This is a genomic window from Streptomyces phaeoluteigriseus, assembly GCF_001896135.2.
Lineage (GTDB): Bacteria > Actinomycetota > Actinomycetes > Streptomycetales > Streptomycetaceae > Streptomyces > Streptomyces phaeoluteigriseus.
In genome coordinates, this window is the sequence record NZ_MPOH02000011.1 from 572953 (window position 1) to 593097 (window position 20145).

Genomic DNA, 20145 nt, shown 5'->3' on the forward strand with positions numbered 1-20145 from the left:
GCGGCTCGCCGGAAGCCCCTGGACGCGGGAGTACATGGCCGCGGGTGCGTTTCGGCCCATCGGGCACCTCGTCCAGCCCGGCCGGGGGTGCGTCTCAGCCCACCGGGCACCTCACACAACCCGGCCGACCCGGGCACCTCGTCCAGCTCGGCCGGGGGTGCGCCTCAGCCCACCGGGCACCTCGTCCAGCTCGGCCGGGGGTGCGCCTCAGCCCACCGGGCACCTCGTACAGCCCAGCCAGGCGTGCGTCTCACCTACCAGACACCTCACACAACCCGGCCGGACGCGCGTCTCACCCCACCAGACACCTCACACAGCCCGGCCAGGGGCCTCTGTCTACGCCAGGACCGGATATTCCGGCCCGGCGGGGGCGTTCCCGGCGCGGAGCGGGATGTACCAGCCCGTCCGGCGTTCGAGGACGAGGCCCGTTCAGGGCCGGGAAGCGGGGGTCCTGGGGCGGCCGGCCCCCGAGTCGGCCACACCGACCCCCGTTCCCGTCTCACCCGTCCGAGTACTTCGCGTCGGCGGCGGGGTCCAGCGCCAGCCGGTACCCCCGCTTCACCACCGTCTGGATCAGCTTCGGCGCCCCGAGGGCGGTCCGCAGCCGGGCCATCGCCGTCTCGACGGCGTGCTCGTCCTTCCCCGCCCCCGGCAGCGCCCGCAGCAGATCGGCGCGCGGTACGACCCATCCCGGCCGCCGCGACAGCGCCCGCAGCAGGGACATCCCGGCCGGCGGCACGGGCTTGAGGGAGCCGTCCACCAGCACGGCGTGCCCCCGGATCTCCAGCCGGTGTCCGGCGACGGGCAGCGCGCGGGCCCGGCCCGGCAGTTCCTTGCAGAGCAGTTGCACGAGCGGTCCGAGCCGGAAGCGTTCGGGCGAGACGGTGTCCACCCCGTGCGCCTGGAGGGGCAGCGCGGTGACGGGGCCGACGCAGGCCGGCAGCACGTCGTGGTGCAGGGCGGCGAGCAGCTCGGGCAGCAGGCCCCGCTCCTCGGCCCGGGACAGCAGCGAGGCGGCGGCGGGCGCGCTGGTGAAGGTGACCGCGTCCAGTCCGCGCGAGACGGTGGCGTCGAGGAGCCGGTCGACGGGCGAGATGTCCTCCGGCGGCATCCACCGGTACACGGGCACGCCCACGACCTCCGCTCCCCCGACCCGCAGCGCCTCGACGAAGCCGGGCAGCGGTTCGCCGTGCAGCTGGACGGCGATGCGGCGCCCCTCGACGCCTTCCTCCAGCAGCCGGTCGAGCACCTCGGCCATGGACTCGCTGGACGGCGACCACTTCTCGGTGAGCCCCGCGGCGCGGATCGCGCCCTTGACCTTCGGCCCGCGGGCGAGCAGTTCGACGTCGGCGAGGCGGGCGATCAGCTGTTCGCCGAGCCCCCACCCGTCGGCGGCCTCCACCCAGCCCCGGAAGCCGATGGCGGTGGTGGCCACCACGACGTCGGGCGCCTGGTCGAGGAGTTCCTTGGTGGCGGCGAGGAGTTCGCTGTCGTCGGCGAGCGGCACGATCCGCAGGGCGGGCGCGTGCAGCACCACCGCCCCGCGCCGCTGGAGCAGCACTCCGAGCTCGTCGGCGCGGCGCGCGGCCGTCACCCCCACCGTGAAGCCGGCGAGGGGCCCGTGCTGCTCGGAGTCCTGGCTGCCCGGGTTGTGGTCCGGTCGCTGCTGTTGCTGCTCGTACATAACACTCGTCCCGCACTGGAGTCGTTTGGACCTACATGCCGAGCGAGCCTGCCAATGGTGCGTGACAGGCTCGGTTCGGCTTCATGTCGCTGGTGTTACGTCACACCTCGGCGTAGCTGAGCTGCGACTTCGCCTCGGATGCGGTGCCGGAGGCGGTGATCCGCCCGGTCGGGCGGCGAAGGTATACGGCCCAGGTGACCACGAAGCAGGCGCCGTAGAAGGCGAGGAAGGCGACGAACGCGCCGGTGCCGGAGCCGTAGGAGAGGAAGGACTGGCGGAAGGCGAGGTTGATGCCGACGCCACCGAGCGCGCCCACCGCGCCGATCAGACCCATGGAGGCACCGGAGAGGCGCCGTCCGTAGGCGGCAGCCGCTTCCCCCTCCAGCCCCTTGGCGAGCGCCTTCGCCTGGAAGATGCCGGGGATCATCTTGAACGTCGAGCCGTTGCCGAGGCCACTGAGGACGAACAGCACCACGAACGCGACGGTGAACAGGGCCAGCGACTTCTCCATGCTGGCGGCGATGAGGACCGCGGTCGCCACGCCCATGCCGACGTAGTTGTACAGCGTGATCTTCGCGCCGCCGTGCTTGTCGGCCAGCCACCCGCCCAGGGGGCGGATCAGGGAGCCGAGCAGCGGGCCGATGAAGGTGACGTACGCGGCCTCCAGCGGGGTGCGGCCGAACTGGTTCTGCAGCACCTGTCCGAAGGCGAAGCTGTATCCGATGAACGAACCGAAGGTGCCGATGTAGAGGAAGGACATGATCCAGGTGTGCGCGTCCTTCGCGGCGTCCTTCGCGGCGCCGGTGTCGTTCTTCACGGACGCGAGGTTGTCCATGAACAGTGCGGCGAGGACCGCGGCGACGAGGATCAGCGGGATGTAGATCCCCAGCAGCACGCGCGGACCACCGCCGGCACCGATGATCGCGAGAGCCGCCAGCTGGATGACGGGCACGCCGATGTTGCCGCCGCCCGCGTTGAGGCCGAGCGCCCACCCCTTCCTACGGAGGGGGAAGAAGGCGTTGATGTTGGTCATCGAGGAGGCGAAGTTGCCACCGCCGATACCGGCCAGCAAGCCGATCAGCAGGAAGGTGTTGAACGAGGTCCCCGGCTCCATCACCGTGAACGCGGCGACGGTGGGCACGAGGAGGAGGGCGGCCGAGACGATCGTCCAGTTCCGCCCGCCGAAGATCGCGACGGCGAACGTGTAGGGGACGCGGACGACGGCTCCGACCAGCGTCACCATCGACGTCAGCAGGAACTTGTCCGCCGGGGTGAGCCCGTACTCCGGGCCCATGAAGAGCACCAGCACGGACCACATGGTCCAGATCGAGAACCCGATGTGCTCGGAGAGGACGGAGAAGAGGAGGTTGCGGCGGGCGATCTTCTCGCCCTTCGCGTTCCAGAACGCCTCGTTCTCCGGGTCCCACTCCTCGATCCAGTGGCTCCCCTTCTTCGAGGGCGCCTTCGAGGAGGCCGAGGAGGCGTTCGGGTCGGTCGGGGGTGCGGGGGCTGTACCAGGGGCTGTCATTGACGCCTCCACGTGCTCCGGGCTCGGGGTGTTTCGCGGGGATGAGCGGTGATGAGTCCCGAAGGTAGGGAGGGCGCGTTTCCGGCCTGTGGCTGTGGGTGACCGGAAGGGAACGTTGCTCTCACCTTGCGCGAGGGCCGGATGAGAGGTCAAGCGCGGTGGGCTCCCGGGCGTCGTCCGGCCAGAGCCGCGGCCGTCTCCCCGCCGCGAGGTCCTCCCCCCAGCCGAAGCAGACGACGCAACCCGCGGTCAGCTGCCGGACGGCCGGCAGCTGGGGCCAGGGACTCGCCGGGATCCAGCGGGCGTCGGTCTCCGTGAGGCCGACGCTCCACAGGCGGTCCCACGGGGTCTCGACGACCACGATGCACACGGTGTGCCACAGGTGGACCGTCACGGCACGTGCGTTGAGGAGGGTGATCAGGGGTCCCAGCGGCGCAGGCGGCGGGGCCGCTCCCGCCAGGCGGGGCTGAGGCGCGGGAGGAGTGGGACACCGCGGGTCGGTTGCCGGGTGCGCCCGAAACCGCGAGCACATGCCGGTGGAACCGGGCCCCCACCCGGGTCAGCGCGCCCCCAGTGACCCCAGCGACCCCAGTGACCCCCACGTGACCCCAGTGACCCCCAGTGACCCCAGCGTGCTCAGGGCGACGAATCCAGCGCCGCCGGAACACCAATGTGTGTGATGTCTCATATATGGGTACACGCCATGTTCATGTCGATGGCCGGAATCCATCCGTCGGCGGGACGCTCCAACCACCCCTCCGCCAACCCGAGTTCGACCGCCGCCCGGCGCAGCACATCGAGCGCCGGATGGACCAGTCCCTTTCGCCACACCAGTGACACGGGGGACAGGGGGACCGGATCGACGAGCGGTCGCAGCACCGCTCCGGGCATGGCCGGAAAACCTACTGCCGCGAGGATCGGAAAGGGCTCTTTCGCCATGATCCGCCGGAACTCCTCCTCTCCCACGGCGAGCGGCACGGGCGGCGCGACCTCGATTCCGCGCCCCTCGAACAGGAGTCGGGCGAGGTCGGTCCACTCCGGGGTCCGCGGATTCCCGGCGCCCGCGTACACCCGCTCCCCGGCCAGCGCGGACAGCGGCACCCGGTCCGCCGACGCCAGCGGGTGCCCCTCGGGCAGCAGCACGGCCATCGGCTCGTAGCGCACGAGCTGGTGGTCCAACTGGCCCCGCAGTACGGGGTTCAGGCCCGCGTACCGGCCGAACGACGCGTCCAGCCGACCCGCGACAATCTCCACGGCCGCGCCGGTCAGACCGCTCTCGAAGCGGGCCATCAGCTCCTGTTCGGGGGCGAGTTCACGGGCCCGGTGCAGCACCCGGCGGCCGGTGGCCAGCCCCGGCGAGTTGAGGTCCACCAACAGCGGGCGGGCCGGGCCGAACGCGGCGAGCAGATCGTCGAGCGCCCGGAGCACCTCGCGCGCGTGGGGCACCAGCCGTTCGCCGTCGGCGGTGAGCGTCACCTGCCGGGTGGTCCGCAGGAACAGTTCGGCACCCAGCTCTCGCTCCAGTCGCCGTACGTCCCGACTGAGGGCCTGCTGGGCGACGTAGAGGCGGGCGGCGGCGCGGGTGAAGTGGAGTTCCTCGGCGACGGCGAGGAAGGCACGCAGCAGACGGGGATCGAGATGAGCGGGCATCCGGCGAATTTACAACGCGGGTGCGTGAATCGGCTTCGAACAGGTGTTGGACCCCATGATCGTCGGCGGGTGACGGTGGACGCATGCCGCCACGGAACCCCTACCGCCGTCTCTTCGCCGTCCCCGGCGCCCGCGCCTTCACCGCCGGGAACCTCATGGCCCGCCTGCCCATGGGCATGTTCAGCGTGAGCGCGGTCGTGATGATCGCCGGTACGCGCGGCTCGTACGCCCTCGCCGGTGCCGTCACCGCGACCGGGCTCGCCGCGACCGCGCTGGTCGCGCCCTGGACCGCACGGCTCGTCGACCGGTACGGGCAGGCCCGTGTCGCCGTACCGGCCACGCTGGTCGCGGTGGTCGGCAGCCTCGTGCTGGTGGTGTGCGTGCGCCGGGACGCCCCGGACTGGACCCTGTTCGCCGCCTACGCCGCCACCGCCACCACGCCCAACACCGGCGGCATGTCCCGCGCCCGCTGGAACCACCTCCTCCGGGGCGATCCGGCCGCCCTGCACACCGCGAACTCCTTCGAACAGGCCGCCGACGAACTGTGCTTCATGCTGGGCCCGGTCCTCGCGGCGTTCCTGTGCGGCGCGTTCTTCCCGGAGGCGGGCACGCTGACCGGCGCGGTGCTGCTGGTGACCGGGACCCTGGTGTTCGCCGCCCAGCGCTCGACCGAGCCGCCGCCCCGTCCCGGTACGGCGGCCGGATCGTCGCCGCTGCGCGCGCCCGGCGTCGCGCCGCTCCTGGTCTGCTGTCTGTCGCTGGGTGCGGTGTTCGGGGCGACGGAGGTCGTCACGATCGCGTTCGCCGATGCGCGCGGGCACGCCGCGGAGGCGGGCGTGGTGCTCGCGCTCCAGGCGGCCGGTTCGTGCGCGGCGGGGCTGGCGTTCGGGACGCTGCGGCCGTCGGGCCCGGCCGCGCGCCGGCACCCGTGGACCGTGGCCGCGATGACCGTCCTGCTGACGCTGCCCCTGCTCGCGGCGGCCGTCGCCGGTTCGCTGCCGCTGCTGGCCGGCGCACTGCTGGTGGCCGGGATGGCGACCGCGCCGACGATGGTCACCACCATGGCGCTGGTGCAGGAACGCACCCCCGAGGGCCGCCTCAACGAGGGCATGACCCTGGCCGTGACGGGCCTGCTCGGCGGCATCGCCTGCGGCAGCGCGGCGGGCGGCTGGGTCACCGACCACGTCTCCCCGGCGGCGGGCTACGGCATACCGGTGCTGGCCGCGGCGACAGCCCTGCTGATCTCCCTGGCGGCCGTCCGGCGCGCCGTACCGAAGACGCCCGGCCGGGATCACCTGCTCCCGGCCGGATCATGAGGGCAGCACACAGCAGAGAACCCCGCCTCCCTGAGGGAGGCGGGGTTCTCTGTTCACATGGGGTGGTGGAGATGGCGGGAATCGAACCCGCGTCCAACGGTGCAGAATCAGGGCTTCTCCGTGTGCAGTTCGCTGCGATTTTCTCGGCCCCGGCGATCACGCGAACAAGTCGCCGACGGGCCCAGCCACTGTTTGGTTTCCCATCGAACCCCGTGACCGGGCTCGATGGTTTAGTCCCCTAGATTATGCCAGGATCCGGGTCGGGAACACTCCCGGGCTGACACCCATTAAGGGTCCTTCACTCACTGCTTATTAGGCAGCGAGGGCGAAGGACTGGGAATCGCTCTTGGAATTGGCGATTATTTTTTGCGACATATGGTTAACGAGATCATTGCCGCTTCCTCGACACGCTTCCCCTGCTTCAACAGCCGCTGTCGAAACCGATCATCCCCATGTTGATTTTTCAATGCCCCCGAGGGGGCGGTTCGTCCCCGCTGCGGAGGACTGTCGCCATCGTACGTGACCAACGCACCGCGATGCCAGCCTATTCCCGGCAGCCGACCGGCCCTGGCCCCGCCGGGCCCCCGACCGGTTCCGCCACGGGTCGCGACCGAGCCCGCCACGGGGCCCGCTACTGGGCTGCCCGCTGCTTCCGCTTGGCCGCCGCGATCACCCGGTCCGACTCCCGCCGGTCCTGCTTCTCCCGCAGGGTCTGACGCTTGTCGTACTCCTTCTTGCCCCGCGCGAGCGCGATCTCCGCCTTCGCGCGGCCGTCCTTGAAGTACAGGACGAGCGGCACGATCGTGTGTCCCGTCTCCTCCGACTTCGACGCCAGCTTGTCGATCTCCTCGCGGTGCAGCAGCAGCTTGCGCTTGCGGCGCGCGGAGTGGTTGGTCCAGCTGCCCTGGCTGTACTCCGGGATGTGCGCGTTGTGCAGCCACGCCTCGTCGCCCTCGATCTGCACGAAGCCGTCGGCCAGCGAGGCACGGCCCTGGCGCAGCGACTTCACCTCGGTGCCCGTGAGCACGAGACCCGCCTCGTAGACATCGATGATCGCGTAGTCGTGCCGGGCCTTCTTGTTCTGCGCGACGATCTTGCGCTGGCCCTTGGTCTTGTCCTCGGCCGGCTTGCCCTGCTTCGGCTGGGACTCCTTGGGTACGTACATTGCCTTGTTCATAGTCCGGCCATTTTCGCACCTGCGGGCCCCTTGAGGGAAAGCCGATTACGGGCGGCGTGACGGGAGGCTCACGAGGCGTTGCCGAGCCCGCTCAGCACGGTCTCGGCCCGCTCCAGCGCCCTGTCGTCCGCGTCGAGGTCCGGGGTGACGCCTGTGCCGTCCACGCTCCGGCCGGAAGGGGTGCGGTAGTGGCCGACGGTCAGCTCCGCCACCGAACCGTCGGGCAGCCGGCTCGGCATCTGGACCGAGCCCTTGCCGAAGGTGCGCGAGCCGACGACGACCGCCCGCCCGCGGTCCCGCAGGGCGCCCGGTGAGCAGCTCGGCCGCGCTCATGGTGCCGCCGTCGACGAGCGCCACCAGGGGGGCGCGTGGTGTCGCCGCCGGCGTCGGCGTGCAGGGCGCGCTGCTCGCCGTCGACGTCGTAGGTGGCGACGAGGCCGCCGTCGAGGAAGACGGAGGCGGTGGAGACGGCCTCGGTGACCAGACCGCCCGAGTTGCCGCGCAGGTCCAGGACGACCCCGGCGCCGGCCGGGGCCGCGTCGACCGCGGTGCGGACGGCGTCGCCGGCGCCCTTGGTGAACGCGGTGATCCTGATGACGGTGACGCCCCCGGCGAGGGTGCGCACGGTGACCGAGTCGGTGGACAACCGGGCCCGGCGCAGCGTCTCGGTCCACGCGCGCGTGCCCCGCTCCAGGCCGAGCCGGACGGTCGTACCGGCGGCGGCGTCCGTCGCGTCACCGCGCAGCAGGGAGACGACGTCGGTGACCGGACGTCCGGCGACGGCACGTCCGTCGACGCTGCGCAGCCGGTCCCCGGCGCGGATACCGGCGGCGGCCGCGGGTGACCCGGCCTGCACCCTGGTGACCTCGATCCGGCCGTCCCGCTCGCGCCGCGCCTCCAGGCCGACGCCGGTGTACAGGCCGTCGAGGGACTCCGCGAACTCCTCGTACTCGCCCTCGGAGTACACCGCCGCCCAGCGGTCCCCGCTGCGGCTCACGGCACGTTCGGCCGCCTCCAGGGGCGATTTTCCGTCGGCCATCGCTTCCTCGGCGGCCCTGGTCACGGCCTCGGGACGGATGGGGGCGGTGGCGCGGGCCGCTCCGGGCGCGGGCCCGCCGCCGTCGGCGGGCAGTGAGCCGGTCGCCGCGCCCGCGACGAGCACGCTTGCGAACACCAAGGTCAGAGCCGCCCCGTGGCCGAAGCGGCGGGGTGAACAGAGCGGTTCTCCACCTGACATGGCGGTGAGTCTAGGGGAACGCGAAGGGGTCGTACGGTCGCTTGACCGTACGACCCCCTTGGCATGCGTCACACCTTCAGGTACTTGCGCAGCGCGAAGAAGGCGGCCAGCGCGGGCATCAGCAGGCTGGTGGCGAGGATCAGCGGAAGCTTCGTCAGCACCGCGTCCCAGCCGATGAAGTTGATCAGATTCAGCTTCTCGGACAGCGCCAGACCGTTGTCGATGATGAAGTACCGGGCGAGCACCAGGAATCCGCACGCGACCCCGCCGCCGATGAGCCCGGCGACCGCGGCCTCCGCGATGAAGGGCGCCTGGATGTAGAAGCCCGAGGCGCCGACCAGGCGCATGATCCCGGTCTCGCGCCGCCTGCTGAACGCCGAGACGCGCACGGTGTTGACGATCAGCATCAGCGCCACGACGAGCATCAGCGCCATCACCGCCCGCGCCGCCCAGTTCATGCCGTTGAGCAGCCCGAAGAGGTTGTCGAGGATGCCCTTCTGGTCCTGCACCGACTGCACGCCGTCCCGCCCGTCGAAGGCGGTCGCGATGACCTCGTACTTCTGCGGGTCCTTCAGCTTGATCCGGTACGACTCCTGCATCTGGTCCGGCGTGAGGGAACTGGCCAGCGGGGAGTCCCCGAACTGCTCCTTGTAGTGCTTGTAGGCGTCGTCCTGCGACTCGTAGGTCACCGAGTCGACGACCGACATCTTGCCGAGGTCGGACTTGATCTGCTTCTTCTGGTCCTCGGTCACCGCGCCCTTGGCGCAGTTGGGGTCCGACTCGGCGTCGCTCTTGTTGCAGAGGAAGACCGAGACGTTGACCTTGTCGTACCAGTAGCCCTTCATCGTGTTGACCTGGTCGCTCATCAGGAGCGACCCGCCGAACAGGGCGAGCGACAGGGCGACGGAGACGACGACGGCGAACGTCATCGTCAGATTGCGACGGAGACCGACACCGATCTCGGACAGTACGAACTGGGCGCGCATGGCGGGTTGTTCAAGCCTTTCCGTGGACGGTGGCGGTCAGTGCTGGTAGCCGTAGACGCCGCGGGCCTGGTCGCGGACGAGGCGGCCCTTCTCCAGCTCGATGACGCGCTTGCGCATCTGGTCCACGATGTTCTGGTCGTGCGTCGCCATCACCACGGTCGTACCGGTCCGGTTGATCCGGTCCAGCAGCTTCATGATGCCGACGGAGGTCTGCGGGTCGAGGTTGCCGGTGGGCTCGTCCGCGATCAGCAGCTTGGGCCGGTTCACGAAGGCCCGGGCGATCGCCACCCGCTGCTGCTCACCGCCGGACAGCTCACCGGGCATCCGGTCCTCCTTGCCGCCGAGCCCGACAAGATCGAGCACCTGCGGCACGGACTTGCGGATCTCACCGCGGGACTTGCCGATCACCTCCTGCGCGAAGGCGACGTTCTCGGCGACCGTCTTGTTGGGCAGCAGGCGGAAGTCCTGGAAGACCGTCCCCAACTGGCGGCGCATCTGCGGCACCTTCCAGTTGGACAGGCGCGCGAGGTCCTTGCCCAGGACGTGCACCTGACCGTGGCTGCACCGCTCCTCACGGAGGACCAGCCGCAGGAAGGTGGACTTTCCGGAGCCGGAGGACCCCACGAGGAACACGAACTCGCCCTTCTCCACTTCCAGGGACACATCCCTGAGTGCGGGGCGGGTCTGCTTGGGGTAGACCTTGGAGACATTGTCGAATCGGATCACGGATGCACCACGGGTCGCCGGGGGTAGATGAGCGTGACCATACGCGAACCGGGGAGGCGTGCGCAGGCAGCGGTCACGGTTGTGTGCGGCTTGTGCGTTTTTGTACGGCCACGGCCCTGTGAGGCAGCTCCTGCCCGGACCCCGCGCTGAATCCCGCGGAACCTGGCAGAGTGGAGGGGAACGTCTGCGTCGCGGCGGGCGTTGTGTCTGTGGAAACCGGTGCAAGGAGGGCGAGCGCATGACGTACGACCGGCTGGTGTGCGCTAACTGCGCCGCGCCCGTGAGCGAGGGCCGGTGCAGGGTGTGCCGCGCGAACCGCGAGCGGCTGCAGCAGGACGACAACTTCTTCGCGGGGCTGAACCCGATGGCGCTGATCGCGCTGCTGGCGGTGCTGGTGGCGGCGATGGCGCTGCTCGCCCACCAGACCGCCTAGACCCGCACGACGCGGAAGGGCCCGGAGCTTTCCCGCTCCGGGCCCTTCGCGCGTACGTCACCTACCGGTGCGACTGCCCACCGTCAGGCAGCGGCCCCGCCGCGACCCTCCGCGAGACGCGGAAGCACCCGGAAGCCGATGCCGCCGGCGATCATCGTGGCGGCACCGATGATCAGGAACGTGGTCTGCCCGGCACCGGTCTCGGCCAGCTCCTTGCCACCACCCTGGGCGGTGTTGTCGGAGGTCGCGTCCGAGGTGTCGGTCAGCGCGGAGCTGCCGACCTCCTGGGCGGCGGTGCCGTCGGGGGTGGTGCCTCCGGTGGAACCGCCGGAGGTCGAGCCGCCGGAGGTCGAGCCGCCACCCGTGGTGGAACCGCCGTCGGTGGAACCGCCGGTGGTGGAGGTGCCGCCCGTGCTGGTGGAGCCACCGGTGCTGCTCGAACCGCCGCTGCTGTTGGAGCCACCGTTGCTGTTCGAACCGTTGCTGTTGGAGTTGCCGTTGGAGCCACCGTTGCTCTGGTCACCCGAGGCAGCGGCGCCGCCGTTGCTCTGGTCACCCGAAGCGGCCGCGCCACCGTTGCTCTGGTCACCCGAAGCGGCACCGCCGACCGAGGCAGCGCCACCGACGGACGCGGCGCCGCCGACCGAGGCAGCACCACCGGCGCTCTGGTCACCGGACGCGGCGCCACCGACCGAAGCGGCACCGCCGACGGAGGCAGCACCGCCGACGGAGGCAGCGCCACCGACGGCAGCCGTGCCGGGCTCCTCGTCGTCACACTCGGGGTCGGCGACGATGTCGCAGATCGGGTCTTCGCCGTCCTGCGTGGTGACGTCGGTCTCGCCGGACGTCTCGACGAGCCCGCTCAGGCCGCCCTCGTCGCCGGCCGCCGAGGCCACGCCTGCCACCGTCAGCGAGGCGCCCGCGGCGATCACTGCGCCCGCGGCGATGCGCGCGATGCGGACGCGCGTCTTCTTGGTCATATGGTCGCTACCCCCAGTAGCCGAAATTCGTCGATGAGGCCGCGCCCGGGGCGGTGATCGACGGGGGTAGCCAGAAGTGCTGAAGTCCCCCGGTTCACATGCGCCCCGGAGATACGCATGCCAGACTGCACCCTTCCCATTTTTCATATCAACGTCAAGGCCGTTGCGCACGCAATGTCCAACTCGGCACCCTTTGCCGGGCATTGAAGGTTGTGAGTGTGATGTAGAACCCAGACAAGCCGGGAAGCGCGGGCAAACGAAAAGGCAACCACCCCCATCACGGGGGCAGTTGCCTTGTCGACAAAGTTACTTCTCCTGCTGCTTGCGCCAGCGAATGCCGGCCTCCAGGAACCCGTCGATCTCACCGTTGAAAACGGCCTCGGGGTTGCCGACCTCGAAGTCGGTGCGCAGGTCCTTGACCATCTGGTACGGGTGCAGGACGTACGAACGCATCTGGTTGCCCCAGGAGTTGCCGCCGTCGCCCTTGAGGGCGTTCATCTTCTCCTGCTCCTCCTGGCGGCGCCGCTCGAGCAGCTTGGCCTGGAGGACGTTCATCGCGGAGGCCTTGTTCTGGATCTGCGACCGCTCGTTCTGGCAGGAGACGACGATGCCGGTGGGGAGGTGGGTCAGCCGCACCGCGGAGTCGGTGGTGTTGACGCCCTGGCCGCCGGGGCCGGAGGAGCGGTAGACGTCCACCCGCAGTTCGGACTCGTCGATCTCGATGTGGTCGGTCTTCTCGACCACGGGCAGGATCTCGACGCCCGCGAAGGAGGTCTGGCGGCGCCCCTGGTTGTCGAAGGGCGAGATCCGCACGAGCCGGTGCGTGCCCTGCTCGACGGAGAGGGTGCCGTAGGCGTACGGGATCTGCACGGCGAAGGTGGTCGACTTGATGCCGGCCTCTTCGGCGTACGAGGTCTCGTAGATCTCGGTCTTGTAGCCCTTCTGCTCCGCCCACCGCAGGTACATCCGCTGGAGCTTCTCGGCGAAGTCGGCGGCGTCGACGCCACCGGCCTCGGCGCGGATGTTGACGAGGGCCTCGCGGGAGTCGTACTCACCGCTGAGCAGCGTGCGGACTTCCAGTTCGTCCAGCGCCTTCTTGACCGAGATCATCTCGGCCTCGGCCTCGGCGCGGGCGTCCGGGTCGTCCTCCTCCTCGGCCATCTCGAACATCACGGAGAGGTCGTCGATCCGGCCGCGCAGGGCGTCGGCCTTCCTGACCTCGGACTGGAGGTGGGACAGCTTGCTGGTGATCTTCTGCGCCTCGTCCGGGTTGTCCCACAGGGACGGCGCTGCCGCCTGCTCCTCGAGCACGGCGATGTCTGCCCTCAGCTTGTCGAGGTCCAGAACGGCCTCGATCGACTCCATGGTCGAGGAGAGGGACTTGAGCTCTTCGGATACATCGACGACTGCCACCCCTCCAGCGTAACGGCTCCGCCAAGCGACGAACGCCTCGCAGCCCGTCCGGCGTCAGAGGACGGGGCATGTCCGGAGCCGACAGCGCGGGTCCGGGGACGGCAGCCCACAGGTACGCAACGGGGCGGGGCGGAGGGCGAAACTCCCCGCTCAGGGCGACGCCGGCGCCGAGTTCCCCGGCTCCCCGGGCCCGGACCCGCCACCGTGGTCCCCGGCCGTGGCCGCCCAGGTCCCGACCCCCGCGACAGCGACCAGCACCACCGCGGCCGCCCCCACCACGATCCTCCGCCGTCGAGTGGCCGCACGATTTCGCGCGGACCCGGGCCGCGGCGCCCCCCGCCGCCCTGGGCACCCGCGCGGTCCCGTGCGGCCCCGCCCGCCAGCTCGTCCGGGGCCGGTACCCGCATCGACGTGTGCGTGTCCCGGTTGGAGTCCGGCTGGGCCCCGGGGACCCACGGGACACGGACCCCCGCCGCACCCGCCCGTCGCCTCCGGGCCGGAGCCGTCTCCTCCGCGACCTCGCTCCGCCCCGTCGCCTGAGCACCCGCGGTCTCCTCCGCGGCCTCGCCGTCCGGCTCGTCCACGTCCAGCGGCGGCATCCCGGCCAGCGTCGGCAGCTGCTCGCGCAGCCGGGCGGCCACCTCGGAGGCCCGCAGCCGGGAGGCCGGGGCCTTGGCCAGGCACTGCACGATCAGCTGCCACAGTTCGTCGGGGATGCCGGGCAGCGGGGCGACGGACTCGGTGACGTGCCGGCGCAGCACCGCGCCGGGATGTCCGCCGCCGAACGGCGTGAAGCCCGCCAGCAGCTCGTAGAGGACGGTGGCCAGCGCGTAGATGTCCACCGACGCGCGCGGCGGGAGGCCTTCGACGATCTCGGGGGCGAGGTAGTCCGGCGTGCCGATGATCTTCGTGGCCCGGGTCCGCTTGGGGGTGTCGATCAGCTTCGCGACGCCGAAGTCGGTGAGCAGCGCGCGGTGCGAGCCGCCGGGGCCGAGCGGGCCCTGCATGTCGAGGAGGATGTTCTCCGGTTTGACGTCCCGGTGGACGATCCCCGCCGCGTGCGCGGCGGCGAGTCCGTCGGCGACGTCCGCGACGATCGCCACGGCGGCCTCGGGCGCGAGCCTGCGGTCCCGGTCGAGGCGGGTCCGCAGATCCGTGCCGCGGACCAGGTCCATGACGAGGGCCAGGTCGTTGCCGTCGACCACCAGGTCCCGTACGGAGACCACGTTGGGGTGTTCCAGACCGAGCAGGGCGGTGCGCTCCTGCACGAAGCGGCCCACCAGCTCCTCGTCGGAGGCGAGGTCCTCGCGCAGCAGCTTGACGGCGACGGGACCGTCCGGCCCCTCGCCCAGCCACACCGTGCCGGCGCTGCCGCGTCCCAGGATCTGGTGGGCGGTGTACCGGCTGCCGATCTTCCGTGCCAAGGCTGCTCCTACAGACGCGTGTTGCCGACGCTGCGCCATCCGGGGGCGCTGACACCAACGGCTGCGCCGCCGTGAGCCCCCGGACCCCCGGCCGACAAAACTACGCGCCCCACGAGGCAATCCTCACCACGGAGACGGAAATCACCCGCCAGGAGTCGACAAATACCCAAACTCGCGGCGGGGTTCCCGCAGGCCGGCCCTTCCGTCAGCCTCCGGCGCCGGTCTTCGAGCCGAGATCGCCGATCCAGCCGCTCACCGTCTCGAACCAGTCGCCGAGCTGCTCCCAGTACCCCTTGCCGGTGCCGATCCAGTCCTGGAGCGGGCTCAGTTCCCAGATCAGCCAGCCGGCCACCACGAGAATGACGACCGTGAACAGGCAGCCCTTCAGGCAGCCGAGCCCGGGGATCTTCATCGGGTTGGCGCTGCGCTGCCTCGGCTCCCTCGGCTGCCGCGGCTCCCTCGGCTGCCGTGGCTCCGGCGCGTGCCGCTGCGGCGGCTGCTGGGGCTGCGGGGCGTACCGCCGGGGCTGGGGCTGCTGCTGCGGGGCGTACTGCTGCGGCTGCTGCTGGGGATGGCCGTAGCCCTGCTGGGGCCGCTGCTGCGGGCGTTGCTGGGGTCTCGGCTGCTGTTGGCGGGGCTGCTGTTGCGGGCGGGCGACCTGCCGTTGGGGGCGACGGCGCAGCGGGTCCTCGTTCGGGTCGAGGTACTGGACCTGGGTCTGTTCGTTGCGGTCGCGGGCGGCGCGCAGCTGGTTCTGCCAGGGGTGCGGTTCCTCGGGCTGCTGCCCGCCGGGCTGGTTCGGCGGCACCGGCGGCATGACGGTCGTCGGGTCGCCCGCGCCCGCGGGGCCGCCGGTGTGGGGCAGGACGGCGGTGGGGTCCGCGGCACCGGGCGGGTTGCCGGGGCCGGCGGTGTGCGGCAGCACGCTGGTCGCGGCGTTCGGGTCGTACGCGCCGGCAGGGGGGCCGAAGGGGGCGCCGGGCACGGTCGCGGGCGCCGGGTCGGGCGCGAGCAGGTGGCTGACGCCCTCGGCCGCGGCGATCTGCATCGAGTTGGCGTGCACGCCGACGCCCTCGGCGACGACGCGCAACGCGCGCGCGAGGTTCACGGCGCTGGGGCGGTCGTCGGGGTTCTTGCGCAGACAGCGCTCGATGACCGTCCACAACGGCTCGGGCACGGTGGAGGGGCGGCGCGGTTCGGCGCTCAGGTGCTGGTGGAGGACCTCCAGGGCCGAGCTGCCGGAGAACGGCGGACGGCCGGTGACCAGCTCGTACAGCAGGATGCCGGCGCCGTAGATGTCGACGGCGGAGGTCTGCGGGCGGCCCTCGGCGGACTCCGGGGCGACGTAGGCCGGCGTGCCGACGAACTCGCTCGTGCGGGTGAGGCCCGGGGAGTCGGCGAGGCGCGCGATGCCGAAGTCGGTGAGCAGCGGGTGCATCTGCCCGCCGTTCTGCAGGAGGAGGACGTTGGCCGGCTTCAGGTCGCGGTGGACGACGCCGTCGGCGTGGCTCGCGGCGAGGGCGTCGGCGATCTGCGCGGTGAGCAGAGCGGCGGCGACGGGCGTGAAGGGGCCGTTCTCGCGGAGGTAGCGGTGCAGGTCGGGGCCTTCGACGAGGTCCATGACCAGGGCCAGCAGATCGCCCTCGACGACCAGGTCGCGGACCCGGACGATGTTGGGGTGGGTCAGCCGCAGGAGGACGGAGCGCTCCCGCAGGAAGCGCATCACGATGTCGGGGTCGCTCGCGAGTTCTTCCTTGAGGACCTTGATCGCCACGGTCTCGCCCGGCTGGCCGGCGACGGCCGCCTCGGCGCCCGCGGTCTCGCGCTGGCGGGCTCGCCAGACGGTGCCCGTGGCGCCGCGTCCGAGCGGCTCCTCGAGCAGGTACTTGCTGCCGACTGGCCGCACGTCACGCGCTCCCTGCTGCTTGCTTGCCTCTGTTCCGACCCACTGTAGTGCTGTGTCCCCGGCAGGGGGCTGTCCTCTTCCTATGGTCCTTCCGTACGCCCTTACGCACGGTTACGCGCCCGGCCCCGTACATGTTCGAAGGAAAGACGCTCGCCTCGGTCCGTTGGTTGCCGGAGGCGGACGTGACCGATCTCAAGCGGTCATTCGTGAGCCATCGGTCAGGCACTTTTACGGGCAGAGCCGACCAATCAAGATCACTTGTCCCTCGGTTGCGGGCGCATTGTCAGTGACAGGTGCGAGGATGCCTGGAGTACTGGCCGACATGCTCGTGTGGGGTGGGGGAAAGTCCGCGCCCGGGCAGAAGGGACCGCTGACGGCGATGCAGATCCGGCTGACCGTCGTAGACCCGCAGGGCCCGCCCGGGGACACGCGGGGCCGAGCCGCGAGCTGCGACGTGCTGGTCACGGCGCCCGGCGGCACGGCTCTGGCCGCGGTGGCGTCCGCCCTGGCCGCGGCGGTCTCCGGGGAGGGGGGCACTGCTCCGTCCGGGGGAGCCCAGCCCGTGCTGTACGCGGGCGCGCAGCGCCTCGACACCCAGCGCTGCACCCTCGGCGAACCACCCCTCATCGACGGCGCCGTGCTCTGCCTGGGCGCCCCGGCCGACCCCGAGCCGCATCCGGAGGTCGACGAGGCCCCGGCCCGGCTGCACGTGGTGGCGGGGCCGGACGCGGGCGGGGTCCACCTGCTGCACGGCGGCCAGATCCGCGTCGGCCGCTCCGCCGAAGCGGACGTCCCGCTCGACGACCCGGACGTCTCCCGCCTGCACTGCGCGGTGACGCTCGCCGCCGACGGGCGGGTCACGGTCGCCGACCTCGGCTCCACCAACGGCACCACCCTCGACACCGTGCGCGTGCAGAGCCGCCCGCTGCGGTTCGCCCCGGGCGCCCTGCTGCGGGTCGGCGAGTCGGCCCTGCGGCTGGCGCCGCCCGGCGGTCCCGGCGCGCGGGTGGCCACGACACCCGACGGGGAGGGACACGTCCGGGTGCCGTCCCCGAGCCCGGAGCCCGAGGCCGTCCCCGCGGACGTGCCTCACGCGCGCGTGAGCGACGACACCCCGTCCGCCCCCACCGGTCACGCGTACGGCGCGGTCGACTGGCACGGCTCCGCACCGACCCGTGGCGAGCGCGCGCAGGCACCCCTGGTGCCGGGCCAGGGCGGCGCGCCGCCCGCTCGACGCGCGATGGCGCCACCCACGGCGGCCGCTCGGGGCTCGGCTCCTTCACCGACCCGTCCGGCACCCGCGGCCCGCACCAGCCCCCCCGCGGAGGAGGACGGCGGCGGCACCTCCCGCAAGGGCACACCCCTGCGCGGCACCGAGGTGCCCCAGGGCCTGCGCAGGCGGGGCGGACTGTCCGCCTGGGCCCGCCGCCTGGCCGGCGGCCGCGGCGGCCCGCAGGAGACGGACGACCCCGAGGCGTACGACGAACAGGTCGCCGAGGCCGAGTGGGAGCCGCCCGCCGGGGTCCCGTCCGCCCCGGACACCTGGCCGGACCCGGCCGCCCTGCTGCTGACCGCGCTCGGTCCGGGCCCGCGCCTGTGGGAGCGCCGGCCGGGCCACCCCGAGACGCTCACGGTCCGGCTGGGCACGGCGACCGGGTGGCACCCGACGGGTCGCTGCTGCCGCCGTGCCCGTGACCGCGGACCTGCGCGAGGTCGGCGCCCTGGGCCTGGCCGGACCGCGCCCGAGGCTGGCCGGGCTGGCCCGCGCGGTGCTGGCGCAGCTCGCCGCGCTGCACTCCCCGGACCTGCTGGAGATCGTCCTGATCAGCACGGACCGCGCGCGTTCCGAGGAGGAGCGGGTCGCCGAGTGGTCCTGGCTGGGCTGGCTGCCGCAACTGCGCCCGGGGCACGGCCAGGACTGCCGGCTGCTCCTCGCCCACGACCGCGACCAGGCCACCGCCCGCACCGACGAACTGCTGCGCCGCCTGGAGGACCACCTCACGGACGGCGCCGCGGCACCGGCGCCCGTCCCCGCCCAGCGCGGCACCCCCCACCGCCCCTCGTGGGCGGTGGCCGACGACACCGGAGCCGGCTTCCCCGGCCCGTACACCGTCCTCGTCGTGGACGGCGACCCGGGCGGCGCCGACCTGCGCGAGGCGACGGCCGGCTGGCGACGCGGCCCGCGGGCCGGGATCCACGTCGTCTGCCTGGCCGAGACGCCCGCCGCCTCCCCCGCCGCGCCGGTGACCGACGTGTACGAGGCGGCCTGCGCGGCGGCGCCACCTTCCGCGCGTGCGGAGCCGTGGCGCTGCTCAGCGGCGATGTGGCGACCGCGCTGCGGCTGCTGCGGTCGCCCCGGCCGGGTCGGAGTCCGAGCGGCCCGGCCCGGTGGGCCATGGCACGGTCGGCGCCGTCGACGCGGTCTCCGCCGCCTGGGCGGAGCGGTTCGCGCGGGCCCTGGCACCCCTGCGCCCGGAGGTCGCCGCGGGCGGCGACCGCCCCGCGCGCGTGTCCGCCCCGCTGCCCCAGTCGGCCCGTCTCCTCGACGAGCTGGGCCTGGCGCGCGCGACCCCGGCCTCCCTGATGGCCCGTTGGGCCGACGCGGGCGACGACACCGAGGCGCTCGGCGGCCGGGCCTCGGCCGTGCTGGGCGCGGGCCCGCGCGGCCCGGTCTCCGTGGACCTGTCCGCCGAGGGCCCGCATCTGCTGGTCGAGGGCCCGCCCGGCAGCGGGCGTACGGAGCTGCTGCGGGCGGTCGTCGCCTCGCTGGCCGCGGCCGAGCGCCCCGACCGGCTCGGCATCGTCCTGTTGGACGGCCGGGACACCGTCGGCAAGGCGGGCGCCGGGCACGGCGAAGGCCTTCGGGTCTGCACGGACGTACCGCATGTCACCACGCATCTCACCGCCAACGACCCGGTCCGCATGCGGGAGTTCGCGCAGTCGCTGAGCGCCGAGCTGAAGCGGCGGGCCGAGCTGCTCGGCCGGTCCGACTTCGCCGAGTGGCACACGCACCGCGCGGTGTCCGGCCGCATCGTCGCGCAGCGCCAGCCGGTCGGCGGGGGCACCGGAGCCGCCGACCTCGACGCCCCGCCCAGTTCGACCCTGCGGCTGCGCCCCGGCGCGGCGGCCCGCCGGCGGACGGAGGCGCCCCCGCCGCTGCCCCGCCTGGTCGTCGTGGTGGACGACCTGGACGCCCTGGTCTCCCCCGCGCTCGGCTCCCCCGGTCGCCCCGCCGCCGGTTCGGTGATGCGCGCGCTGGAGGCGGTGGCCCGTGAGGGCGAGCGGCTCGGCGTGCACCTGGTGGCCGCGACCGGTCCGGGGGGCCGTACGGCCGAGTCGGAGCCCGCGCGGCAGGCCACCCTGCGGATCGCCCTCGAAGCGCCCGGCTCGGGCACCGACGAACCGGCACCCGGCCGCGGCCGCCTCAGGGGCGCGGACGGCCGCCTCACCCCGTTCCAGGGCGGCCGGGTGACGGGCCGTATCCCCCGCACCGCGACCCTGCGCCCCACGGTGGTCCCCCTGGAGTGGCAGCGCATGGGCGACCCCCCGACCCGCAGACCCGTCCGCGAGCTGGGCAACGGCCCCACCGACCTCGCCCTCCTGGCCAGCGCCCTGGAGCGGGCGGCCCGCGAGGTGTCGGCGGCGGAGGTGCCGTCACTGCTGTAGCGGGGCGGCACGACCGGCC

The 20145-nt window shown here is 72.5% G+C and carries 12 protein-coding genes, 1 other RNA gene and 3 pseudogenes; 3 read left to right on the top strand and 13 right to left on the bottom strand.

From position 1 onward, the window contains the following. Positions 1-499 precede the first annotated feature (499 nt). From BM536_RS13720 to BM536_RS13735, 4 genes are all read right to left on the bottom strand, one after another. Entirely contained in the window at positions 500-1684 is a 1185-nt protein-coding gene (locus BM536_RS13720) for a uroporphyrinogen-III synthase (protein WP_073492212.1), read from the bottom strand. A gap of 100 nt (positions 1685-1784) precedes the next feature. Then, on the bottom strand, positions 1785-3212 hold the full coding sequence (locus BM536_RS13725; protein WP_073492214.1) for a nitrate/nitrite transporter: 1428 nt from the start codon (positions 3210-3212) through the stop codon (positions 1785-1787). Between the two features lie 121 nt (positions 3213-3333). Beyond that, positions 3334-3606 carry a hypothetical protein gene (locus BM536_RS13730; RefSeq protein WP_073492216.1) on the bottom strand — a complete coding sequence of 91 codons (273 nt, stop codon included), beginning with the start codon at positions 3604-3606 and terminating at the stop codon, positions 3334-3336. 290 nt (positions 3607-3896) lie between these two features. Then, entirely contained in the window at positions 3897-4862 is a 966-nt protein-coding gene (locus tag BM536_RS13735) for a LysR family transcriptional regulator (RefSeq protein WP_073492218.1), read from the bottom strand. Positions 4863-4945: 83 nt separating this feature from the next. Here BM536_RS13735 and BM536_RS13740 point away from each other — a divergent pair, with 83 nt between their 5' ends. Continuing rightward, positions 4946-6178, top strand: coding sequence for an MFS transporter (locus tag BM536_RS13740; RefSeq protein ID WP_073492220.1), 1233 nt, complete (start codon positions 4946-4948; stop codon positions 6176-6178). A gap of 63 nt (positions 6179-6241) precedes the next feature. Here the strand turns inward: BM536_RS13740 and ssrA are convergent. From ssrA to ftsE, 5 genes and pseudogenes are all read right to left on the bottom strand, one after another. Further along, positions 6242-6630, bottom strand: a transfer-messenger RNA (tmRNA) gene (ssrA, locus tag BM536_RS13745). Positions 6631-6809: 179 nt separating this feature from the next. Beyond that, a complete protein-coding gene (gene smpB / locus BM536_RS13750) occupies positions 6810-7343 on the bottom strand; it encodes an SsrA-binding protein SmpB (RefSeq protein WP_211362873.1) in 534 nt (177 codons plus the stop codon). Positions 7344-7423: 80 nt separating this feature from the next. Further along, positions 7424-8592: pseudogene (locus BM536_RS13755) on the bottom strand (S41 family peptidase). A 68-nt stretch (positions 8593-8660) separates the two neighbouring features. Next, a complete protein-coding gene (gene ftsX / locus BM536_RS13760; RefSeq protein WP_073492224.1) occupies positions 8661-9578 on the bottom strand; it encodes a permease-like cell division protein FtsX in 918 nt (305 codons plus the stop codon). A gap of 36 nt (positions 9579-9614) precedes the next feature. Beyond that, complete coding sequence (gene ftsE / locus BM536_RS13765) at positions 9615-10304, bottom strand: cell division ATP-binding protein FtsE (protein WP_067235911.1); 690 nt, start codon at positions 10302-10304, stop codon at positions 9615-9617. Between the two features lie 238 nt (positions 10305-10542). Between ftsE and BM536_RS13770 the strand changes: the two genes are divergently transcribed. Then, the gene (locus tag BM536_RS13770) at positions 10543-10737 is read left to right on the top strand and encodes a hypothetical protein (protein WP_073492226.1); all 195 of its coding nucleotides are present in this window, start codon (positions 10543-10545) and stop codon (positions 10735-10737) included. An 83-nt stretch (positions 10738-10820) separates the two neighbouring features. On the opposite strand, the gene BM536_RS13775 is transcribed toward BM536_RS13770, so the two are convergent. The 4 genes and pseudogenes from BM536_RS13775 to BM536_RS13790 all read right to left on the bottom strand — a co-directional run bounded on the left by BM536_RS13775 (position 10821) and on the right by BM536_RS13790 (position 16460). Next, complete coding sequence (locus tag BM536_RS13775; RefSeq protein WP_094102976.1) at positions 10821-11717, bottom strand: hypothetical protein; 897 nt, start codon at positions 11715-11717, stop codon at positions 10821-10823. Positions 11718-12023: 306 nt separating this feature from the next. After that, on the bottom strand, positions 12024-13130 hold the full coding sequence (prfB, locus tag BM536_RS13780) for a peptide chain release factor 2 (protein ID WP_073492228.1): 1107 nt from the start codon (positions 13128-13130) through the stop codon (positions 12024-12026). Between the two features lie 150 nt (positions 13131-13280). Next, positions 13281-14554 (bottom strand): annotated as a pseudogene (locus BM536_RS13785) (serine/threonine-protein kinase). 205 nt (positions 14555-14759) lie between these two features. Then, positions 14760-16460 (bottom strand): serine/threonine-protein kinase, encoded by a 1701-nt coding sequence (locus BM536_RS13790; RefSeq protein ID WP_094102977.1) that lies wholly within the window; start codon positions 16458-16460, stop codon positions 14760-14762. 379 nt (positions 16461-16839) lie between these two features. On the opposite strand from BM536_RS13790, the pseudogene BM536_RS13795 reads away from it, so the two are divergent. After that, positions 16840-20126: pseudogene (locus BM536_RS13795) on the top strand (FHA domain-containing protein). Positions 20127-20145: the final 19 nt, after the last annotated feature.